The following is a 16,961-nucleotide window of genomic DNA, read 5'->3' as shown; positions in this document are numbered from 1 at the left end:
ACATCCCTGACACCGGGGACTTTGGTCCTCTGTGTCGGTGACGAAAGATCCCCTCGCAAGCCCCGGAGACCCGTAGTCTCGGAAGTCGAGGCGCCCATCCTGGACGCAGGTGAGGGGTGTCGCTGTGGTGACGGTGTTCTTGGTGGACGATCATGAGATCGTGCGGCGCGGTCTGATCGACCTCATCGACTCCGATCCCGATCTCGAGGTCATCGGTGAGGCAGGTAGCTGCGCACAGGCACTGGCCCGTATCCCGGCCTTGCAGCCGGACGTTGCGGTGCTCGACGTCCGACTGCCCGACGGCAACGGCATCGAACTCTGCCGTGAATTGCTCGATCGCCTGCCCGACCTCAAGACCATGATGTTGACCTCGTTCACCGAGGACCAGGCCATGCTCGACGCGATACTCGCAGGCGCGAGCGGCTATGTCGTCAAGGACATCACAGGGATGGAACTCACCCGAGCGATCAAGGACGTCGGTTCCGGTCGGTCGCTGCTCGACAATCGCGCGGCCGCGGCGTTGATGGACAAACTGCGGTCCGGGACGGCGACCCCCGGACCGATCGACCACTTGACCAGCCAGGAGCGCACCTTGCTGGATCTGCTGGGTGAGGGCCTGACCAACCGGCAGATTGCCGCTCGGATGTTCTTGGCGGAGAAGACGGTGAAGAACTATGTGTCCCGGCTGCTCGCCAAGCTCGGGATGGAGCGGCGCACTCAAGCTGCGGTGTATGCGTCGAAACTTGCCGAGGCCGAGCCGGAAGCCGGGAAGCCCCCGTGGTCTCAGGATGGTTGATCGCCACCCGGATTCCGGATCGTTCTTGCCGCAACTGCGACTCGGGGAGCTGCTGAACGAGGTTCAGGCCCGCATCGGGCGGATCGCCGATGCCCGCGCTCAGGCCGACGGACTGCTCGACGCCATGCTCGTCATCACCTCGGGTCTCGATCTGGAAGTGACGTTGCGGTCGATCGTGGAATCGGCCGCCAAGCTGGTCGACGCGCGGTACGGTGCCCTCGGTGTCCGGGGTTACGGAAAAGGGCTGAGCGCCTTCATCAATTACGGCATGGACGAGGACACCCGTATCGCCATAGGTCCCTTACCCACCGGACGTGGTGTTCTCGGACTGCTGATCGAGCAGCCGACAGTGATACGCCTGGACGACCTCACAGCGCACCCGGCGTCGGTGGGGTTCCCGCCGAATCACCCGCCGATGAAAACCTTTCTCGGCGTACCGATTCGGGTTCGCGACGAGATCTTCGGAAATCTGTACCTCACCGAGAAGAAGGGCGGCAAGCAGTTCACCGAGGACGACGAGGTGGTCACCCAGGCGCTGGCATCGGCCGCCGCGATCGCGATCGAGAACTCGCGACTGTACGAGGACTCGCGTGTACGCCAAGCGTGGATGGAAGCAACCAGGGACATCGGAACCGAGCTCCTTGCCGGCACGGACATCGACGAAGTGCTGCAGATGGTGTCGCGAAAGGCATTGCACCTGACCGATTCGGACGCTGCGTTCATCGCGGTTCCCGAGGACACCGACCAACCGTTCGAGGAGGTCACGCAACTCGTCGTCACGATCAGCGAGGGGCTAAGGGCCGATGCAATCGCCGGGGCGATCATTCCGATCGCGGGTTCGAGCTCGGGGGTGGCTTTTCGGCGTCGCGCAGCACTGCGGAAGGAACGACTGGAATACCGGGCGAGGGAACTGGGCACCGGGTTCGGGCCTGCACTGATTTCACCGTTGGGCGTCGCCGAGGGCGTCAGTGGTGTGCTTGTGGTCCTCCGCACCGAAGGTCGAGAACCGTTCGACGATTCCCAGCTCGATTTGATCTCCAACTTCGCCAATCAAGCTGCACTGGTGATGCAGCGCGCCGACGCCAGCCGTCGCATGCACGAACTCGAGGTCTTGTCCGACCGAGACCGCATCGCCCGTGACCTGCACGACCATGTGATTCAGCGAATCTTCGCGGCCGGATTGGCGCTGCAGAGCACGCTGCAACGCACCGAGTCCGAGGACGTTCGGCAGCGCCTGTCTCGTACCATCGACGACCTACAGGACACTGTGCAGGACATCCGGACGACGATCTTCGACCTGCAGAGTACGTCCCACTCGGCGACGCGTCTGCGCCAACGCGTCAACGCGGCGGTACTCGAACTCACGGAGAACGTCCCGGTCCGCGCCGTGGTGCGCATGTTCGGCCCGCTGTCGGTCATCGACTCCAAACTCGCCGATCACGCTGTCGCGGTTGTCCGCGAGACGGTCAGCAACGTCGTTCATCACGCTCGGGGCGACACTGTGACCGTTACCTTGTCGGTGGGCGACGACATGCAGATCATCGTGTCGGACAACGGGATCGGAATGCCCGAGGACACCACCGCCAGCGGACTGTCCAACCTCGGTGCCCGTGCCGTCGAGTGCGGTGGGTCGATGAACATCGGCCCCGGCCCTTCCGGCAGCGGCACCGAGGTGACCTGGTCGGTACCGCTGCCCTGACGGGTGTTGCCGTTCGTCACCTGTTTCGGTGACCTCCGGCCGCTGCCTCGAGTGGGTGTGCGCTCCTAGCGTTCTCGCTGAAGCTGCAGAACCTGTAGTCGCACCACCGAGAGGAACCCGATGAACATTGCACACACCACCGGACCCGTTGTGGTCGGAATCGACGGATCGACGGCGGCGCTCGATGCAGTCCGGTTCGCAGTCCAGGAGGCCAGGGGCCGTGGAACGTCCTTGCGATTGGTGCATGTGATCCAACCGCATCTGCAGCGCGAAACGGTGTTCGGTGCGCCCGATGTGGACGGCGACTATGCCCGCACCGTGTTGGACCAGGCGGCGATCGTAGCGAAGACGAGCGACGCCACTGTGAGTGTGGAATCTGTCGTGCTGCAGGGTAAGCCGGAATCGGTAATGCTGTCCGAAGCGGCATCGTCATGTCTGACGGTACTGGGTCTCACCACCGAGAACCCTCTTGCTGCTTGGGTTCTCGGATCCATGGTTCGCACGGTGGTCGAATGCTCGGCACATCCCGTGGCGATCGTCCGTCACTTCGACCCCGAGTGGCGGGGTGCGGTCGTTGCCGCACTGGGTGACGCTGAGGTGCCGGTGACGGACGTCGTTGTGGCACAGGCCTTCCAAGAAGCCGCGATGCGAGGGGCCAGCGTGTTGGCCGTGCACACCCAGGCGGTGACGTCGATTCTGGCCAGCGCCATCGGCGGTCCGGTCGACCACTTGCATCCGGAGTCGGCGATGGACGTCAGGTTGGAACCCTTCGGTGCGGAATATCCTTCGGTGCGCGTGGCGTCGGTCTACGCCGAAGCCGACTCCGGATCGGAATTGGTCGCGGTGTCCGAGACTGCACAGTTACTGGTGGTGGGACACGAGCGTGATCGCGTGCCGGGCAGCGCATTGACGACTGTCCTCCGCCGCGCCGAGTGCCCTGTGCTCGTCGTTCCTCACGCATGAGCAATGCGGGTTCGGCAGCGATCGTCGTCGGGGTAGACGGCTCCAGTTCGTCCCTCGATGCGGTCGGTTGGGCGGCGCGTGCTGCCGAATTACGCAACGTACGAGTAAAATTGGTGTCGGTCTACCAGGTGAGGAGCCTGTACGCCACACCGGTCGCGGCCCCCCAGCAGTTCGGTCCCGAGGAGCGGGCCGCCGGGATACCACTCTCGCCTGGGCTTCGCTGGTGGCGCGACGCTCGGTCCTGGCACCGGACAGATTGCCGATCGACATCGAGGCGGTCGGCGGTCCCACCATTGCGACCCTGGTCGATCAGTCCTCGGGTGCATCGATGCTCGTGGTGGGGACGCGCGGTAACGGGGACTACTTCGCGGAGCTGCTCGGCTCGGTGAGCACGGCAGTTGCTGCGCGGGCCCACTGCCCGGTGGTCATCGTGCCGAGAAGCGTCTCAGCCGAATCGGAACGGGACTCGGTGGTGGTGGGCGTCGACGGTTCGACCGGTGGTCAGCAGGCTCTCCGGTCGGCATTCGAGGAGGCCTCACTTCGCCGAATCACTCTCGTCGCCGTGCACGTCACGACGGAGGACTCGACAGGGCGCGGCGTTCTGGCGGACAGTCTCGCGGGCTGGGACGAAGAATATCCGCAAGTGGTAGTGGAGCGAACAGTGTTGCACGGGAACGTGGTCGAGAGCATTCTCGAACTTTCCCCACGTGCACAGGCCGTCGTGATCGGCGGCAGCCGACACGGTGGAGCCAGCGGTCGCTTGCTCGGCTCCACCGTCCGGTCACTGGCTCACCGCGTCGACTGTCCGCTGATCATCGCCCGCGGATAGCTGCCGATCGGTCACGACCACCGCCACTGCCGAATCTCGGGCAGATCCTCGAAATGCTCCCGGATGTAGGCGTCGTGCCGAATCAGTTGGTCTCGGCAGAACTGTCGAAGTTCCGCACCACCGTCCGGTTCGCTCGACGCGCGATCGAGAGCTTCGAGGGCCAGGTGGTACCGGCTGATCTTGTTCAGCACCACCATGTCGAACGGCGTTGTCGTGGTGCCCTGTTCGATGAAGCCGCGAACGTGGAATCGCTGTGCGTTCGGGCGACCGTGCAACAGCTGGTGCACTGCCCGCGGGTAGCCGTGAAACGCGAAGACGACATCGACCGCATCGGTGAACAGATCGACGAACTGCTCGTCGGAGAACCCGTGCGGATGATCGACGACGGGCAGCAGTGCCATCAGGTCGATGACGTTGACCACGCGAACCCGTAGCCCGGGTGTCCACGTACGCAGCAGGTCCGCGGCCGCGAGGGTTTCCTCGGTCGGCACGTCGCCGGCGCACGCCAACACGATCTCGGGATCGATTGGTGTATCGGTGTTCTCGGTACCGGCCCAATCCCACCGCGATGCACCGGCTGCTGCATGCGCGCGAGCCTCGGTGAGCGTCAGATACTGGGGATGGCTCTGCTTGTCGACCACCAACACGTTGACGTGACCTCGGCTGCGGAAGCAGTGGTCGGCGACGGCGAGCAGCGTATTCGAGTCCGGCGGAAGCCATACGCGAACCACTTCGGGGGCCAACGGGATCACCGCGTCGATCAGGCCGGGACCCTGGTGGCTGAAACCGTTGTGATCGTTGCGCCAGCATGTGCTGGTGAGCAACACGTTCAGTGACGCGACAGGCGCGCGCCAGGGGAGAGAGCTCGCGTGCTGCAGCCACTTGGTATGTTGGATCAACATCGACACGCTCACCATCGCGAATGCCTCGTAGCTGGCGAACAATCCGTGTCGACCCGACAGCAGGTATGCCTCGAGCCAGCCCTCACACAGATGTTCGCTGAGGACCTCCATGACGCGGCCGTCGGGGGCCAGGTTGTCGTCGAACTCGGTTGTCGGCAGCTGCCAGCACCGGTCGGTCGCCTCGAACACGGCCTGGAGTCGGTTGCTGGCGGTCTCGTCGGGGCAGAACAGGCGAAAGTTACCGCCGCCGTTCGGTTGTGCGTTGTCGAGGTAGATGTCGCGCATCATCTCTCCGAGTACGGTGGTCGTCTCGTGCGAAGTGCGTCCCGGGGATTCGACGGTGAGTGCATACTGCTCGAGCTCACGAATGACCAAGGGCTGCAACAGGAGACCGCCATTGGCATGTGGGGTGGCTCCGAGCCGGGCGTCTCCTGTAGGAGTGAGTTCACGGATGTGCGCCGCCGGCGTGCCGTTGTCGTCGAAGAGGGATCTGGGATCGTACGAGAGCAGCCACTTCTCGAGCTGCGCCAGATGCGACGGATTCTCACGAACACCGGACAGCGGCACCTGATGGGCCCAATGGGTTCCCTCGATCAGCTTGCCGTCGACCTCGTGTGGTCCGGTCCAACCCTTCGGGGTGCGCAGCACGATTGCGGGCCACTCGATGCCGTGGTGCGGTTCGCCGGCGCGGGCGGCATGCTGAATTCTGCGGATCGTCTCGTGGGCGCGAGTGAGAGCGAATTCCATCTCCGGGAACACCTCTCGTGGGTCGTCGCCCTCGACGAAGATCGGTGCCCAGCCCTGACCACCGAGATAGTCGGCGATCGACTGGTCGGTGCTGCGCCCGAGCACCGTCGGGCCGGAGATCTTCGCGTCGTTCAGATGCAGGATGGGCAATACCGCGCCGTCACGGATCGGATTGAGGAACGCCGGAATCTTCCAGGAACCCGACAGTGGACCGGTTTCGGCCTCACCGTCGCCGACGACACAGGCGACCACCAGATCGGGGTTGTCGAATGCGGCACCCGCGGCGTGGATCAGGGCATAGCCGAGTTCGCCGCCCTCGTGGATGCTGCCGGGGGTCTGCACGCTCACATGGCTCGGAATGCCTCCAGGAGTGGAGAACTGGCGGCACAGGCGACGTACGCCGTCGTTGTCCAGTGAGATGTTCGGATAGATCTCGCTGTACGTACCTTCGAGGTAGGTGTTCGCGACCAAGGCCGGCCCGCCGTGGCCGGGGCCAGTGACGTAGAGCCAGTCCGAACCGGTTCGGCAGATCAGCCGATTGATCAGCGTGTAGATCATCGACAGCCCGGGACTGGTACCCCAATGCCCGAGTAGTCGGGGTTTGATGTGTTCCACTGTCAGTGGTTGCTGCAGCAACACGTTGTCCTGCAGATAGATCTGGGCGACCGTCAGATAGTTCGCGGCTGCCCAGTAGCGCAGATCGGCGTCGAGTTCGTCGGAGCTGTAGGTGGTCTCGGTGGTGGACGCGGTCATCGGTTCGTGGGTACGACGACGACGGGGACATCGACCGAATGCAGCACCGCGCGTGAGGTCGATCCCAGCAGCATCGAGACGAAGCCGCCTCGGCCACGGCTGCCGACCACGATCAGCTGCGCGTTCTCGGAGGCTCGGACCAGTTCGCGAACGGGTCTGTCCTGAACTACCACCCGGCGGATGGTGACGTCGGGATAGTCCTCCGACCATCCGGCAAGGCTCTCGGCCAGCGAAGTCTTCTCGGCGAGTTCCGAATCTGCCCACGGCCCATCCTCGTCACGCGTCAGGACGCTCCCGAGCTCGAGGTCGCTCCACGCATGTACCGCAACGAGATCGACGCCTCGCATCGACGCTTCCTGCAGAGCGAAACCGATGGCGGGCTGGCTGTTGGACGTGCAATCCACACCCACGACGACCGGACCGTCGCTGACGGTGTTCGACTTGATCACTGCAACGGGGCATGTCGCGTGCGACACGACGGCGGTACTGACCGACCCGACCAGGCCGCCGGTGAACTCGCCGAGGCCCCTCGAACCGACAACGATCAGCGCCGGCGCGATATCGAAATGCGTGAGATTGCGTGCAGCCGAGCCGTGTTCGAGACGAGTGTCGAGAATCAGCGAATTGCCCGCCGCGGTCTTGTGCGCAACGTCGACCGCAGCGGTCAACACCCGCTTGGCCTCGACATCCGGATCTGCGAACGCGCCGATACGGAGGCTGATGGCATCGCCGTATGTTCCCGGTGCGAACAGTGACGACGTGACCAACTCGAGCGGGGCGTGGCGTCGTACGGCCTCGCGTGTTGCCCAGCGGACCGCGTCGAGCGATGTGGCAGATCCGTCGACTCCGACGACGACCCGGCTCGATGCATTCATGATGTATTTCCCGTCCATTGACTTCTCGTGTGCGGATACACCTCGAGCATTGCTGGATCGGACCCATCGCAGACAGAGGCGGAAGTCCCTCGACTTCGGGCGGAAGTCCCGCAAATTACCCCCCGGGGGTATCATTGCTATCGTCGGTGGCATGCACTCAGTGGATCGACACGGCCGCCGGGGCAGTGCCGTGATGACGACAGTGCTGATCGCTGTGTCGATTTTCGGGGTGCTCCTCATGCATTCGGTTACACCGACAACAACGGTGAGCGGGGCGCATCCCGCTATGGCGTCGGAGTCCCGCCACGGGAGCGCGGATCAGGTAGCGGCCGCTGAGCCCGATTGCCCGTCGGCACATCAGATGATGCATCCCTGCGCGGGAACCACGGCGTCGTGGCCTGCCCTGTCGGGACCCATGGCCGGCAATGCCATCGACGTCATGTTGGTGACGACCGATGGCATCGGTGGCCGTGCCCAGTTCGCCGCGGAGCGTGCGCCGCCGTGGACTCTGTGGGAGTTGGACCGATCGGTGACCTTGCGAGTGTGACGGGGAGCCCGGTGGACGCGCGTCCACCGGCGGATCGACAGACATCGATTCCCTGTTGTTCACCACTCTTGCAAGGAGATTCACATGCGTACAAAACTGGTCGCTGCGCTGGCTGTTGCCACCGTGAGCGCATTCCTCATCGCCGGCTGCAGCAGCGACAGCTCGCCGGATTCGACGCCGGCGGGGAGTTCGTCCTCGTCATCAGCGTCGGCGAACGTTTCCGAGGAGTTCAACGATGCCGATGCGATGTTCGCGCAGATGATGTACCCGCATCATGCGCAGGCGGTCGAGATGGCCGCGATGGTCGAGGGCCGCACCGACGATCCCGACATCTTGACGTTGGCGTCGGCGATCGAGGCGGCGCAGCAGCCCGAGATGGATCGAATGACCGCGTGGCTCACCGAGTGGGGCCAGCCCGCACCCTCGTCCGACATGGGTGAGATGAGCGGAATGGACCACAGTTCGGGCATGGGCATGATGTCCCAACAGGACATGGATGCGTTGACTGCTGCGTCGGGTGCGGAGTTCGACCGCCAGTGGTTGACGATGATGATCGCCCACCACACCGGTGCGATCGAGATGGCGAACATCGAGATCGCCGACGGCTCGAACCCCGACGCGCAGGAGATGGCTCGCACGATCGTGGCAACTCAACAGCAGGAAATCGACACGATGCAGCAGTTGCTCGGCTGATCCGAACCGATGACGAGTGCCGCGCCCTCTCCTCGGGGGTGCGGCACCGGCGTCGCGACGGGCTTGCTCGAGTACGCTGAACACTCGGAGAATCCATCTCCGCAGTTCGGTCCGAGGGAGAGCGTTCAGATGGCACGTCCACGGGTTTTGGTCCTCGGCGGCGGATTCGGCGGACTTCATGCCGCACGACGCCTCCGCAACGAGGACGTCGATGTGACCGTACTCGAGCGCGGTACCTCGCACGTCTTTCAGCCGTTGCTCTACCAGTGCGCCACCGGTCTGGTGTCCGAGGGCTCGATCGCCAGCCCACTACGTCACCTGCTGCGCAAACAGAAGAACGTGTATGTGGCACTGGGTGAAGCGACGTCCGTTACCGCCGTCGGCGACGGCGGAGTGGTGACGGCCAGTCGATTCGACGGGTCGACCTTCGAGCTGCCCTACGAATACCTCGTCGTCGCCGTCGGAATGCAGCAGGCGTATCACGGACACGACGAATACGTGCAATGGGCGCCGGGAATGAAGACCCTCGACGACGCCCTCGCGATTCGCCGAAAGTTGATCTCCGCCTTCGAGATGGCCGAATCCCTGCCCACCGCCGAGGAGCGTCGGCCGTGGCTCACCTTCGCCGTCGCCGGGGGAGGCCCGACGGGCGTCGAACTTGCCGGCCAGATACGGGAACTCGCCAGCAGGGCGTTGGCGAAGGAGTTCGATTCGATCCACCCGTCGGAAGCTCGCGTGCTCCTCTTTCACGGCGGCGACCGCGTACTCGAATCGTTTCCCGACTCGTTGACGAAGAAGGCGCAGCGCACCCTCGACACCGTCGGAGTGGAAACCCATCTCGTGGTTCACGTCACTGATGTCACGGCCACCGACGTCGAAGTGACGGCCAAGGCCGAACCGAAGACGGTCACTCGCTACGACACGCACACAGTGCTGTGGACCGCAGGCGTGGAAGCTGTTCCGTTCGTGAAGCAACTTGCCGACGCGATGGGCGTGCAGCAGGACCGATCGGGACGCATCGCCGTGCAGCCCGACCTGTCGATCCCGGGACACCGCAACGTCTTCGTCGTCGGAGACATCATGTCGCTGAACAAGCTCGCCGGAGTGGCAGAAGTGGCGATGCAGGGTGGTAAGGCTGCGGGCGCGGCGATCGCGGCCGACGTATCCGGTTCCGCGCGTTCGGATTTCAAGTATCGAGACCTCGGCACCGCGGCCTACATCGCGCGCGGACACGCACTGGTGCAGGCCGGGCCGCTGAAGATGTCGGGATTCCTCGGCTGGGTATCGTGGGGCGTCATCCACATCGCGTTCCTGGCCGGCAACCGCAATCGCGTCGGGACGCTCATCAACTGGGCCGCAACCCTGGCCACCGGAACCCGACGCGAACGCGCCATCACCTACGGCGACCCGGCAACGGCGCGCAAGCCGTACAACTGACCTGAGCGTCCACTATTTTCACCCTCACACGGAATCCCGGTTGTGGTGGCAAATAGTGGACACTGACGTCAGTTGCTGCTGGCGTCGACCGGGTCAGCCGATGCCGGGGATGAAGCCGGGGTAGACGAAGTGCCCTGGGCCGCCGCCGGGGAGCAGGTGGCCCGTCGAACCCGGGTAGTCCATGTTCAACTGAATCAGCTTGTGCGGGTTGCCGTTCGAATCGGCCTGCCAGCATTCGAGCAGCACCCCGTGGAATCCGGTGCACACGATGCGGGTGCTGTTGCCGTAGGGCGAGGTCAGTCGATTCTCGCTGACGAAGGGATTCCAGTAGTCCGGGTCCTGAGGCGTGAGGAACACTCCGGCGACGTCCTGCGGAGCCGTCGGGCTCGGATACGGCGGCGGAGTGGGCCACTCGTCGGCGTTGGCGGTACCCATTCCGAGGGCGGCGGCACCTGCAATGACGCTGGCAATGACGGCTGTGCGACGAAACATCTCGATCGACTCCTTCACGGGGCGGGCACCCAATAGACCACAGACACCCGTCTCGTGGGAACACATCTGTATTCACCGCTCCCGGTCGGGGTGGTGACGGCGGTGATCGTCGTCGTGGCCTGTCTTTTCGCAATCCGCAGCGGCACTCCGGAGCATCACGATCGGGTGTCGGATTCCTCCGGTCCGTGACTCCCCGGTCGGTTGCTCGAGGTAACGTCACCTCATCTTCGGCCGATGTAGAAACTCGACCGGTGTAACTCGACGAAAAGGTGAAACAGCGTGCCACGATCTCGACGACACGGCTTCCGGCGAATCGGTTCGGCTACGGCCGTCGCCCTCGCAGTGGCGATTCTTCCGACCGCGCTGATGACGCCCGTCGCGTCCGCGGACGAGCTGCCCGCTTCGACGACCCAGTCGAGCAACGGATCCCGCATCGAGTCGGTGAGCACTCTCGACAACCGCCAGGTGCAGTTGCAGGTGTTCTCCGCGTCGATGAACCGCACCATTCCCGTCACGGTGCAGCGGCCTGCCGACGAGAGCGTGTCGCGTCCGGTGCTGTACCTGCTCAACGGTGCAGGTGGCGGCGAGGATGCCGCGTCGTGGCAGTCGCAGACCGACGCCGAGGCATTCCTCTCCGACAAGAACGCCTGGATCGTGACTCCGCAGAAGGGGAAGTGGTCGTACTACACCGACTGGCTGCAGGACGATCCGAAGCTCGGCAGCAACAAGTGGAGCACCTTCCTCGGTGAAGAACTTCCCCCGCTGATCGATGCTCAGTTCGACACCAACGGTCGCCAGTCGCTCGCAGCGTTGTCGATGACGGGTACTTCGGTCCTCAACATCGCGATCAAGTACCCCGGCAAGTTCACCGGCGTCGCGGCATACAGCGGTTGCGCACAGACCTCGGACCCGATCGGACAGCAGTTCGTCAAGCTCGTCGTCGAGACGTACGGCGGCGGCAACGTCGAGAACATGTGGGGACCGCTCGACGGCCCCGTGTGGCGCGAGAACGACCCACTGCTCAACGCAGAGAAGCTCCGCGGCACGCAGATCTACATGAGCACCGGCAGCGGCCTGCCCGGCATTCCGAACGACACCTACGCGAACCCGCGCTTGAACAACGACCCGGCGACCCTCGCCAACCAGGTCATCGTCGGCGGCGGTATCGAGGTGGCCACCAACTTCTGCACGTCGAACCTGGCGAAGCGACTCGACCAGCTCGGAATTCCGGCCACCGTCGACTTCCGTCCGGTCGGTAACCACTCCTGGGGCTACTGGCAGGACGACCTGCACAAGTCCTGGCCGTTCCTGGCGGGATCGCTCGGTATCTGATCTCCGTAGAACACGTCAACGGCCCCTCGCACATCGTGTGCGAGGGGCCGTTGTTCGTTTGCCGGGTGTGTGGATCGAGGTGGGTAATCGAACGTATGATCGAACGATGGCACGGCGCGCGCAACCTCGACCGGCGTCCGCCGTGCGCCCCTTCAAGCTGCTCCGACCACCGCTGAAGGTATGGATCGACCTGAACATTCTCTACCCACTACCGCCACACCACGCGTCGAAGTTCAACCCCGAAGGATTCGATGTTCGACGCGTGGTGCCGGGCGATCTGGTCGAATGGTCCATCACCGTGGACGGCGACTGGCTGGGCCGCGTCACGTACGAGCTGATGTCACGCGATCGCAGTGAGACCGTCACGCATTGGGTGCCCAGCCGGGCGCTCAAGCCGCTCTAGAGCCGCACAAGCCCCGCCTCGAACGACGAGGCGGGGCTTTCGTGCAATCACCTTCAGAAGCTGTGCTTACGTGCCTTCTTGGCAAGCTTGCGGGTGGTGCGCTTCGACGGAACGAACAGGTGCGCGGCGCTGCGGCGACGGTTGCGTCGACGGATCAGCACGAACGCGACGGCACCGGCTGCGGCTGCGATGGCGGCGATGACCGGAGTGCCGACCTTCGCGGCCTGGGCCACATCGTCGCTGTCGATGTTGCGAACCGTGTTCTTCACGTCGTCGGCGACGGCGGAGGCCTTGTCGGCTGCCTTATCGGCGACCTGGGAGGCCTTCTCCTTCACGTCGTCGACGTCGACGTTCTGAACCTTGTCCTTGACGGTGTTCTTGACATCCTCTGCCACGTCGGCGGCCTTGTCGGCCGCATCGGAGGCTGCGTGCTTTGCTTCCTTGGCGGCGTCGGCTGCGGTGTCGGCAACGTTCTCGGCTGCGTCGGACACGGAGTCCGCGGCCTGGTGGGTGTTGGCCTTGGCCTGATCCGTTGCACCCTCGGCGCGGAGGCTGTCGTCACCGGTGGCCTCGCCGACCTTCTCCTTCGCAGTCCCGGCCAGTTCCTCTGCCTTGTGCTGAGCCTTGTCGATGAAGTCGGCCATCGGTGCGTACCTCTTTCGTGTAGGTCATCTCCGGCAAACCCGGAGCTGGGGGCGTCGCGGACGACGCCGATAGGTATGAGTCGAAATCGACGCTCCGAAACATACGTCCGACGGGGCGTGTTTCGGGTCACTATCGAGGAGCCCGCCGGCGTTGTGCATCGTGTCCAGTCGAACGGTCGAGATGTCGCGCCACCACCGGAAGGATTTCAGGGAATTCGAGGTGACGTCGGTGCGGTTGGTCAGCGGGGCGAATGCACCTGCGGGGCAAGTGAGTTACCCGGAGCGATGCGGCCGCAGTTGCTCGGAGCGGGTCGATCTGCGAATCGATCCGTCAACCATGCCAACGCGCCGGGAAGCCACAGAGCTGCGCCGACGGTGTGGCTGATGGTGTCGTACTCGTCGTACCGAATGGACAGGCCGGCGTCGCAGTACTTGTTCATCAGGCTGCGGACGTCGCCGGCAACCATGACGCCGTCACCGGGTCCGGTACCCATCGGCCCGGGAAGGGTGCCCTCGAGAATTCCGTTCGAGGCCTGCGCCACGAACATCGGAATGGTGGGAGTCGGCGCCTGTCCCATGTTGATCTTGTTGACCACATCGACGAACTCGGGAACCGAGTTGGGGTCGGAGTACTCCGGCATGACCACGTCCGCCCACTTCAGGCCCGGATATTGGAACAGTACGTTCAGAATCGAGGCATCGTCCACGTGCGCGAAGAGATCGCGTCCGCGGTCGTTGTAATAAGGGGTGAAGTCGATGTCGTAGGCACGGCCGAGGCCGATGATGGCCATTCCTGCGACGCCGGCCCATCCGATACTTCCCTCGATGTAGCGCAGATTCTTGGCCGGATCGACCAGCAATCCGCCCTGGGCGGCACCGATCAGGTTGTCGTCGATATCGGGCGCGTAGCTGGGGGCGAGGATCGCCGCCCAATTGGTCGCGATCGCGCCGCCCGAGTACCCGATCAGCCCGATCTCTGCGTTGTCGCCGATGCCCGTTTCCGCGACGTGCTGGGAGGCCCTCAACGAGTCGAGAGTCATCTGCCCGTACTCGGGTCCCGCTGCGAAATTCGCTGTGGGGCCTTGAGTATCGGCAACGACGACGGTGTATCCGAGCAGGAGCAGAGGTGCCAGGATGGCCGCTTCGCCCGAGGCGATCACACCGCCGACTTCGACGTTCCGGCCGCTCGGCGTCAGACCGAGCAGCGGTGTGTTTCCGGCTATGGCGCGTGATGGGCTGTCGTCGGGATTGAGTGAGTCGTAGGCGGATTGATACGCGACCACTTTGTCGGGTTGCGCGTTCGGTGGCCGAAGGACGGAGGTGACGTTCGCGGCGGGGCGGCCCTGCGAGTCCGTCGATCGGTACAGAATCTGGATCGCTTTCAGGGGAGTCGGCACGTTCACCACGTGATACGGGACGGTCCGAGTTGCCAGAACGGCTCCGGGTTCGAGATCTGCGAGCGCAACCTCGCCGGAGTACCGGAAGAACGGATCCTGAACCGGTGCCGCCGTTGCGGTCGGTGTGGCGACGATTCCGACAGCCCCCACACAGGCGATTGCCAACAGTCTCCGCAGTGTTGAACCAACCATTCGATCTCCCCCGACTCGTACACCCCCCGATTGTGAGGCGCATCACCTGTTGTTACCGCTGGGTAAGGTAGCACAGGATTTTTGTGGCATCCGCCGAATTTTTACTCGTCACGCCCCTCGGGATTCAGGAGTACCGGCAGGGGCATGCGGCCGCCGTGTCGGTTCTCGTGGGGGCTTCCCGATGTGGCGACGCATCTCGGCGGCCTCGTCTTCCGGGCTGCTGCGGGAGATCACCGTGCCAACGCAGACGGCGAGCATGGTCGACACGACCAGCCGCAGAAGAAAAGCGATGTAAACGATGAGCCACATCGTGCACCTTCTCTCGCTGCCTTCACGAGTGGCAGCTCGGTCATCTCGTCGAGCGGATCCTGCACTTTTCTCGGGGAACACGCGCCGAGCCCGATGTGTACGCCGCCGTGAGGGAACGTCGGTTGAAGTCCAGACCCGACCCCCTCGACGCGAGCAGGACGAGGGCGATGACTCCTGCGGCCCCGACCACCACAGGAGTCATCGGGTACTGGTTCCGGGCGCGATGGGGGTGCAGCCAACGGAGGGAGTGAAGTTCATGAGGGGTTCCTGTCTTCGATATGCGTTGAAGACTGTCATTGACACCACCACTCGTCAATGGCACATTACGTGATGTAAGTCGCGATCCGCTGCTCAGTCGGTCGACATTGCGATGGTGTTCGGCAAGACAGTGAGGCGTGGCGTGACGAAAAGCCCAGGTCGGTGGCCCCAGATCGACAATGCTGTCGACAACTTCAAGGACGTTCTCATCATCGGTGCCGGCATATCGGGCATCGGCGCCGCGTATCGCCTGCAGCAGATGGCACCGGAGCTCAGCTACGCGATTCTCGAGGGTCGCGAGCGGGCAGGCGGTACCTGGGATCTGTTCCGATACCCCGGAATTCGTTCGGACAGCGACATCTTCACGTTCTCGTTCCCGCACACGCCGTGGCAGGGGGACACTCTGCTCGCTCAGGGCGAGGACATCCGCAACTACATCGTCGATACCGCCTACGCCAACGGTATCGACGAGCACACACATTTCTCGACCATGGTCACGGCGGCGAACTGGGATTCGTCGACGGATCTGTGGACGGTCGACGCCCTGACGAACGGCGTTCCCACGACCTACCGCAGTCGATTCGTGTTCCTGTGCACCGGATACTTCGACTACTCGGGTGGGTACACCCCCGACCTTCCCGGGCTCGACGAGTTCACCGGGCAGGTGGTGCATCCCCAGCAATGGCCGGAAGGGCTCGACCACTCCGGCACGAGGGTCGTCGTGATCGGGAGCGGTGCAACCGCAATCACATTGGTGCCTTCGCTCGCGGCCGACGCCGCGTCGGTGACGATGCTGCAGCGTTCACCGACCTATATCGCATCACTACCGATGACCGATCCGTTCACCACGATCACTCGCCGCGTACTGCCGGACGCACTTGCGCACAGCGCGTTGCGATGGCGAAACGCACTGTTGATGGTCGGCTCGTATCAACTGTGCCGACGCGCACCGAAGACGGCCCGCAGGGTGTTCCGGGCGATGACGAAGGCGCAGCTGCCGCGCGGATACGACGTCGACAAGCACTTCGACCCGACGTATGCCCCGTGGGACCAGCGGTTGTGTGTCGTGCCGGACGGCGACCTCTTCAAGGCCCTTCGCTCCGGCCGAGCGACCGTGGTGACCGACCGCATCGCCAGGGTGACTGCCGACGGCATCGCACTGGAATCGGGTGACGAGATCCCTGCCGACATCATCGTCACCGCAACGGGCTTGAAACTGCAGGCATTCGGCGGCATCGAGCTCTCACTGGACGGCAAGCCGCTCGCGGCGCACGACAAGTTCGTCTACAAGGGTCACATGCTCGAAGACGTGCCCAACGTTGCCTGGTGCATCGGGTACACGAATGCCTCGTGGACGCTCAAGGCCGATATGACGGCCAAGGCAGTGGCAAAGCTGCTCGTGTACATGCGCTCTCACGGATATACCCATGCGATTCCGGACCGAGCAGGAAAGCCGGTGGAATCCCGGCCGGTCGTCGATCTCGCATCGGGATACGTCACCCGCTCGCTCTACGAGCTACCGAAATCCGGGACCGAACGGCCCTGGTCGGTGCGGCAGAACTATATTCTCGACAGAATCGACGCGCGGTTCGACGACCTGACGGAATCGATGACGTTCGGGCGAACCGTGCCTGCGACGGTGGCCGATCCCGCATCGGTGGACGTTCGGACCGGGTAGACGAGAAGAGATTGG

16 protein-coding genes and 1 pseudogene are annotated in these 16,961 nt (G+C 64.0%); 12 read left to right on the top strand and 5 right to left on the bottom strand.

Annotation, left to right across the window (positions count from 1 at the left end):
- The first annotated feature begins 124 nt into the window (after positions 1 to 124).
- From BH93_RS23655 to BH93_RS23635, 5 genes and pseudogenes are all read left to right on the top strand, one after another.
- On the top strand, positions 125 to 796 hold the full coding sequence (locus BH93_RS23655) for a response regulator (RefSeq protein WP_037172892.1): 672 nt from the start codon (positions 125 to 127) through the stop codon (positions 794 to 796).
- Entirely contained in the window at positions 789 to 2,495 is a 1,707-nt protein-coding gene (locus BH93_RS23650; RefSeq protein WP_037172890.1) for a sensor histidine kinase, read from the top strand. Before BH93_RS23655 ends, BH93_RS23650 begins: the two co-directional genes overlap by 8 nt.
- A 120-nt stretch (positions 2,496 to 2,615) precedes the next feature.
- Positions 2,616 to 3,458, top strand: a complete 843-nt coding sequence (locus tag BH93_RS23645; RefSeq protein ID WP_037172888.1) for a universal stress protein — start codon at positions 2,616 to 2,618, stop codon at positions 3,456 to 3,458.
- Positions 3,455 to 3,568 (top strand): annotated as a pseudogene (locus BH93_RS28320) (universal stress protein); the annotation flags it as partial. The gene BH93_RS23645 and the pseudogene BH93_RS28320, both read left to right, overlap by 4 nt.
- Before the next feature lie 113 nt (positions 3,569 to 3,681).
- Entirely contained in the window at positions 3,682 to 4,287 is a 606-nt protein-coding gene (locus tag BH93_RS23635) for a universal stress protein (RefSeq protein WP_052064982.1), read from the top strand.
- 11 nt (positions 4,288 to 4,298) lie between these two features.
- Here the strand turns inward: BH93_RS23635 and BH93_RS23630 are convergent, their stop codons facing one another.
- Both BH93_RS23630 and BH93_RS23625 read right to left on the bottom strand, forming a co-directional pair.
- Positions 4,299 to 6,689 (bottom strand): phosphoketolase family protein, encoded by a 2,391-nt coding sequence (locus BH93_RS23630; protein ID WP_037172885.1) that lies wholly within the window; start codon positions 6,687 to 6,689, stop codon positions 4,299 to 4,301.
- The gene (locus BH93_RS23625; RefSeq protein ID WP_037173425.1) at positions 6,686 to 7,564 is read right to left on the bottom strand and encodes a universal stress protein; all 879 of its coding nucleotides are present in this window, start codon (positions 7,562 to 7,564) and stop codon (positions 6,686 to 6,688) included. The genes BH93_RS23630 and BH93_RS23625 overlap by 4 nt, the downstream gene beginning before the upstream one ends.
- A 151-nt stretch (positions 7,565 to 7,715) precedes the next feature.
- Between BH93_RS23625 and BH93_RS23620 the strand changes: the two genes are divergently transcribed.
- The 3 genes from BH93_RS23620 (at position 7,716) to BH93_RS23610 (ending at position 10,241) form a co-directional block, all read left to right on the top strand.
- Complete coding sequence (locus BH93_RS23620; protein WP_037172884.1) at positions 7,716 to 8,111, top strand: DUF6153 family protein; 396 nt, start codon at positions 7,716 to 7,718, stop codon at positions 8,109 to 8,111.
- Positions 8,112 to 8,195: 84 nt separating this feature from the next.
- A complete protein-coding gene (locus BH93_RS23615; RefSeq protein WP_037172882.1) occupies positions 8,196 to 8,804 on the top strand; it encodes a DUF305 domain-containing protein in 609 nt (202 codons plus the stop codon).
- Positions 8,805 to 8,933: 129 nt separating this feature from the next.
- A complete protein-coding gene (locus BH93_RS23610) occupies positions 8,934 to 10,241 on the top strand; it encodes an NAD(P)/FAD-dependent oxidoreductase (protein WP_037173423.1) in 1,308 nt (435 codons plus the stop codon).
- 93 nt (positions 10,242 to 10,334) lie between these two features.
- Here BH93_RS23610 and BH93_RS23605 read toward each other — a convergent pair whose 3' ends face one another.
- A complete protein-coding gene (locus BH93_RS23605; protein ID WP_032405505.1) occupies positions 10,335 to 10,733 on the bottom strand; it encodes a hypothetical protein in 399 nt (132 codons plus the stop codon).
- Between the two features lie 54 nt (positions 10,734 to 10,787).
- On the opposite strand from BH93_RS23605, the gene BH93_RS28165 reads away from it, so the two are divergent.
- The 3 genes from BH93_RS28165 (at position 10,788) to BH93_RS23595 (ending at position 12,468) form a co-directional block, all read left to right on the top strand.
- Positions 10,788 to 10,922, top strand: coding sequence for a hypothetical protein (locus tag BH93_RS28165; protein WP_277950835.1), 135 nt, complete (start codon positions 10,788 to 10,790; stop codon positions 10,920 to 10,922).
- A gap of 177 nt (positions 10,923 to 11,099) precedes the next feature.
- Positions 11,100 to 12,065: an alpha/beta hydrolase gene (locus BH93_RS23600; RefSeq protein ID WP_371828295.1), complete on the top strand. Its 966-nt coding sequence runs from the start codon at positions 11,100 to 11,102 to the stop codon at positions 12,063 to 12,065.
- 106 nt (positions 12,066 to 12,171) lie between these two features.
- Positions 12,172 to 12,468 carry a hypothetical protein gene (locus BH93_RS23595; protein WP_032376174.1) on the top strand — a complete coding sequence of 99 codons (297 nt, stop codon included), beginning with the start codon at positions 12,172 to 12,174 and terminating at the stop codon, positions 12,466 to 12,468.
- A gap of 53 nt (positions 12,469 to 12,521) precedes the next feature.
- Here the strand turns inward: BH93_RS23595 and BH93_RS23590 are convergent, their stop codons facing one another.
- A complete protein-coding gene (locus BH93_RS23590) occupies positions 12,522 to 13,112 on the bottom strand; it encodes a CsbD family protein (RefSeq protein ID WP_080730403.1) in 591 nt (196 codons plus the stop codon).
- 239 nt (positions 13,113 to 13,351) lie between these two features.
- Positions 13,352 to 14,701, bottom strand: coding sequence for a lipase family protein (locus BH93_RS23585; RefSeq protein ID WP_037172881.1), 1,350 nt, complete (start codon positions 14,699 to 14,701; stop codon positions 13,352 to 13,354).
- A 709-nt stretch (positions 14,702 to 15,410) separates the two neighbouring features.
- On the opposite strand from BH93_RS23585, the gene BH93_RS23580 reads away from it, so the two are divergent.
- Positions 15,411 to 16,946 (top strand): flavin-containing monooxygenase, encoded by a 1,536-nt coding sequence (locus BH93_RS23580; protein ID WP_347402319.1) that lies wholly within the window; start codon positions 15,411 to 15,413, stop codon positions 16,944 to 16,946.
- The last annotated feature ends 15 nt before the right edge of the window (positions 16,947 to 16,961 follow it).

The sequence above is a fragment of the Rhodococcoides fascians A25f genome (genome assembly GCF_000760935.2).
GTDB lineage: Bacteria > Actinomycetota > Actinomycetes > Mycobacteriales > Mycobacteriaceae > Rhodococcoides.
The sequence above is the reverse complement of the archived record's forward strand: the minus strand, read 5'-3'. Positions and strand labels throughout refer to the sequence as shown.

What these genes read in the sequence shown, in the direction of transcription:
- BH93_RS23650 (WP_037172890.1), top strand. Translation starts at nt 789, where the DNA reads ATGGTTGATCGCCACCCGGATTCCGGATCGTTCTTGCCGCAACTGCGA.
- BH93_RS23645 (WP_037172888.1), top strand. Translation starts at nt 2,616, where the DNA reads ATGAACATTGCACACACCACCGGACCCGTTGTGGTCGGAATCGACGGA.
- BH93_RS23630 (WP_037172885.1), bottom strand. Translation starts at nt 6,689, where the DNA reads ATGACCGCGTCCACCACCGAGACCACCTACAGCTCCGACGAACTCGAC.
- BH93_RS23625 (WP_037173425.1), bottom strand. Translation starts at nt 7,564, where the DNA reads ATGAATGCATCGAGCCGGGTCGTCGTCGGAGTCGACGGATCTGCCACA.
- BH93_RS23620 (WP_037172884.1), top strand. Translation starts at nt 7,716, where the DNA reads ATGCACTCAGTGGATCGACACGGCCGCCGGGGCAGTGCCGTGATGACG.
- BH93_RS23615 (WP_037172882.1), top strand. Translation starts at nt 8,196, where the DNA reads ATGCGTACAAAACTGGTCGCTGCGCTGGCTGTTGCCACCGTGAGCGCA.
- BH93_RS23610 (WP_037173423.1), top strand. Translation starts at nt 8,934, where the DNA reads ATGGCACGTCCACGGGTTTTGGTCCTCGGCGGCGGATTCGGCGGACTT.
- BH93_RS23605 (WP_032405505.1), bottom strand. Translation starts at nt 10,733, where the DNA reads ATGTTTCGTCGCACAGCCGTCATTGCCAGCGTCATTGCAGGTGCCGCC.
- BH93_RS23600 (WP_371828295.1), top strand. Translation starts at nt 11,100, where the DNA reads ATGACGCCCGTCGCGTCCGCGGACGAGCTGCCCGCTTCGACGACCCAG.
- BH93_RS23595 (WP_032376174.1), top strand. Translation starts at nt 12,172, where the DNA reads ATGGCACGGCGCGCGCAACCTCGACCGGCGTCCGCCGTGCGCCCCTTC.
- BH93_RS23590 (WP_080730403.1), bottom strand. Translation starts at nt 13,112, where the DNA reads ATGGCCGACTTCATCGACAAGGCTCAGCACAAGGCAGAGGAACTGGCC.
- BH93_RS23585 (WP_037172881.1), bottom strand. Translation starts at nt 14,701, where the DNA reads ATGGTTGGTTCAACACTGCGGAGACTGTTGGCAATCGCCTGTGTGGGG.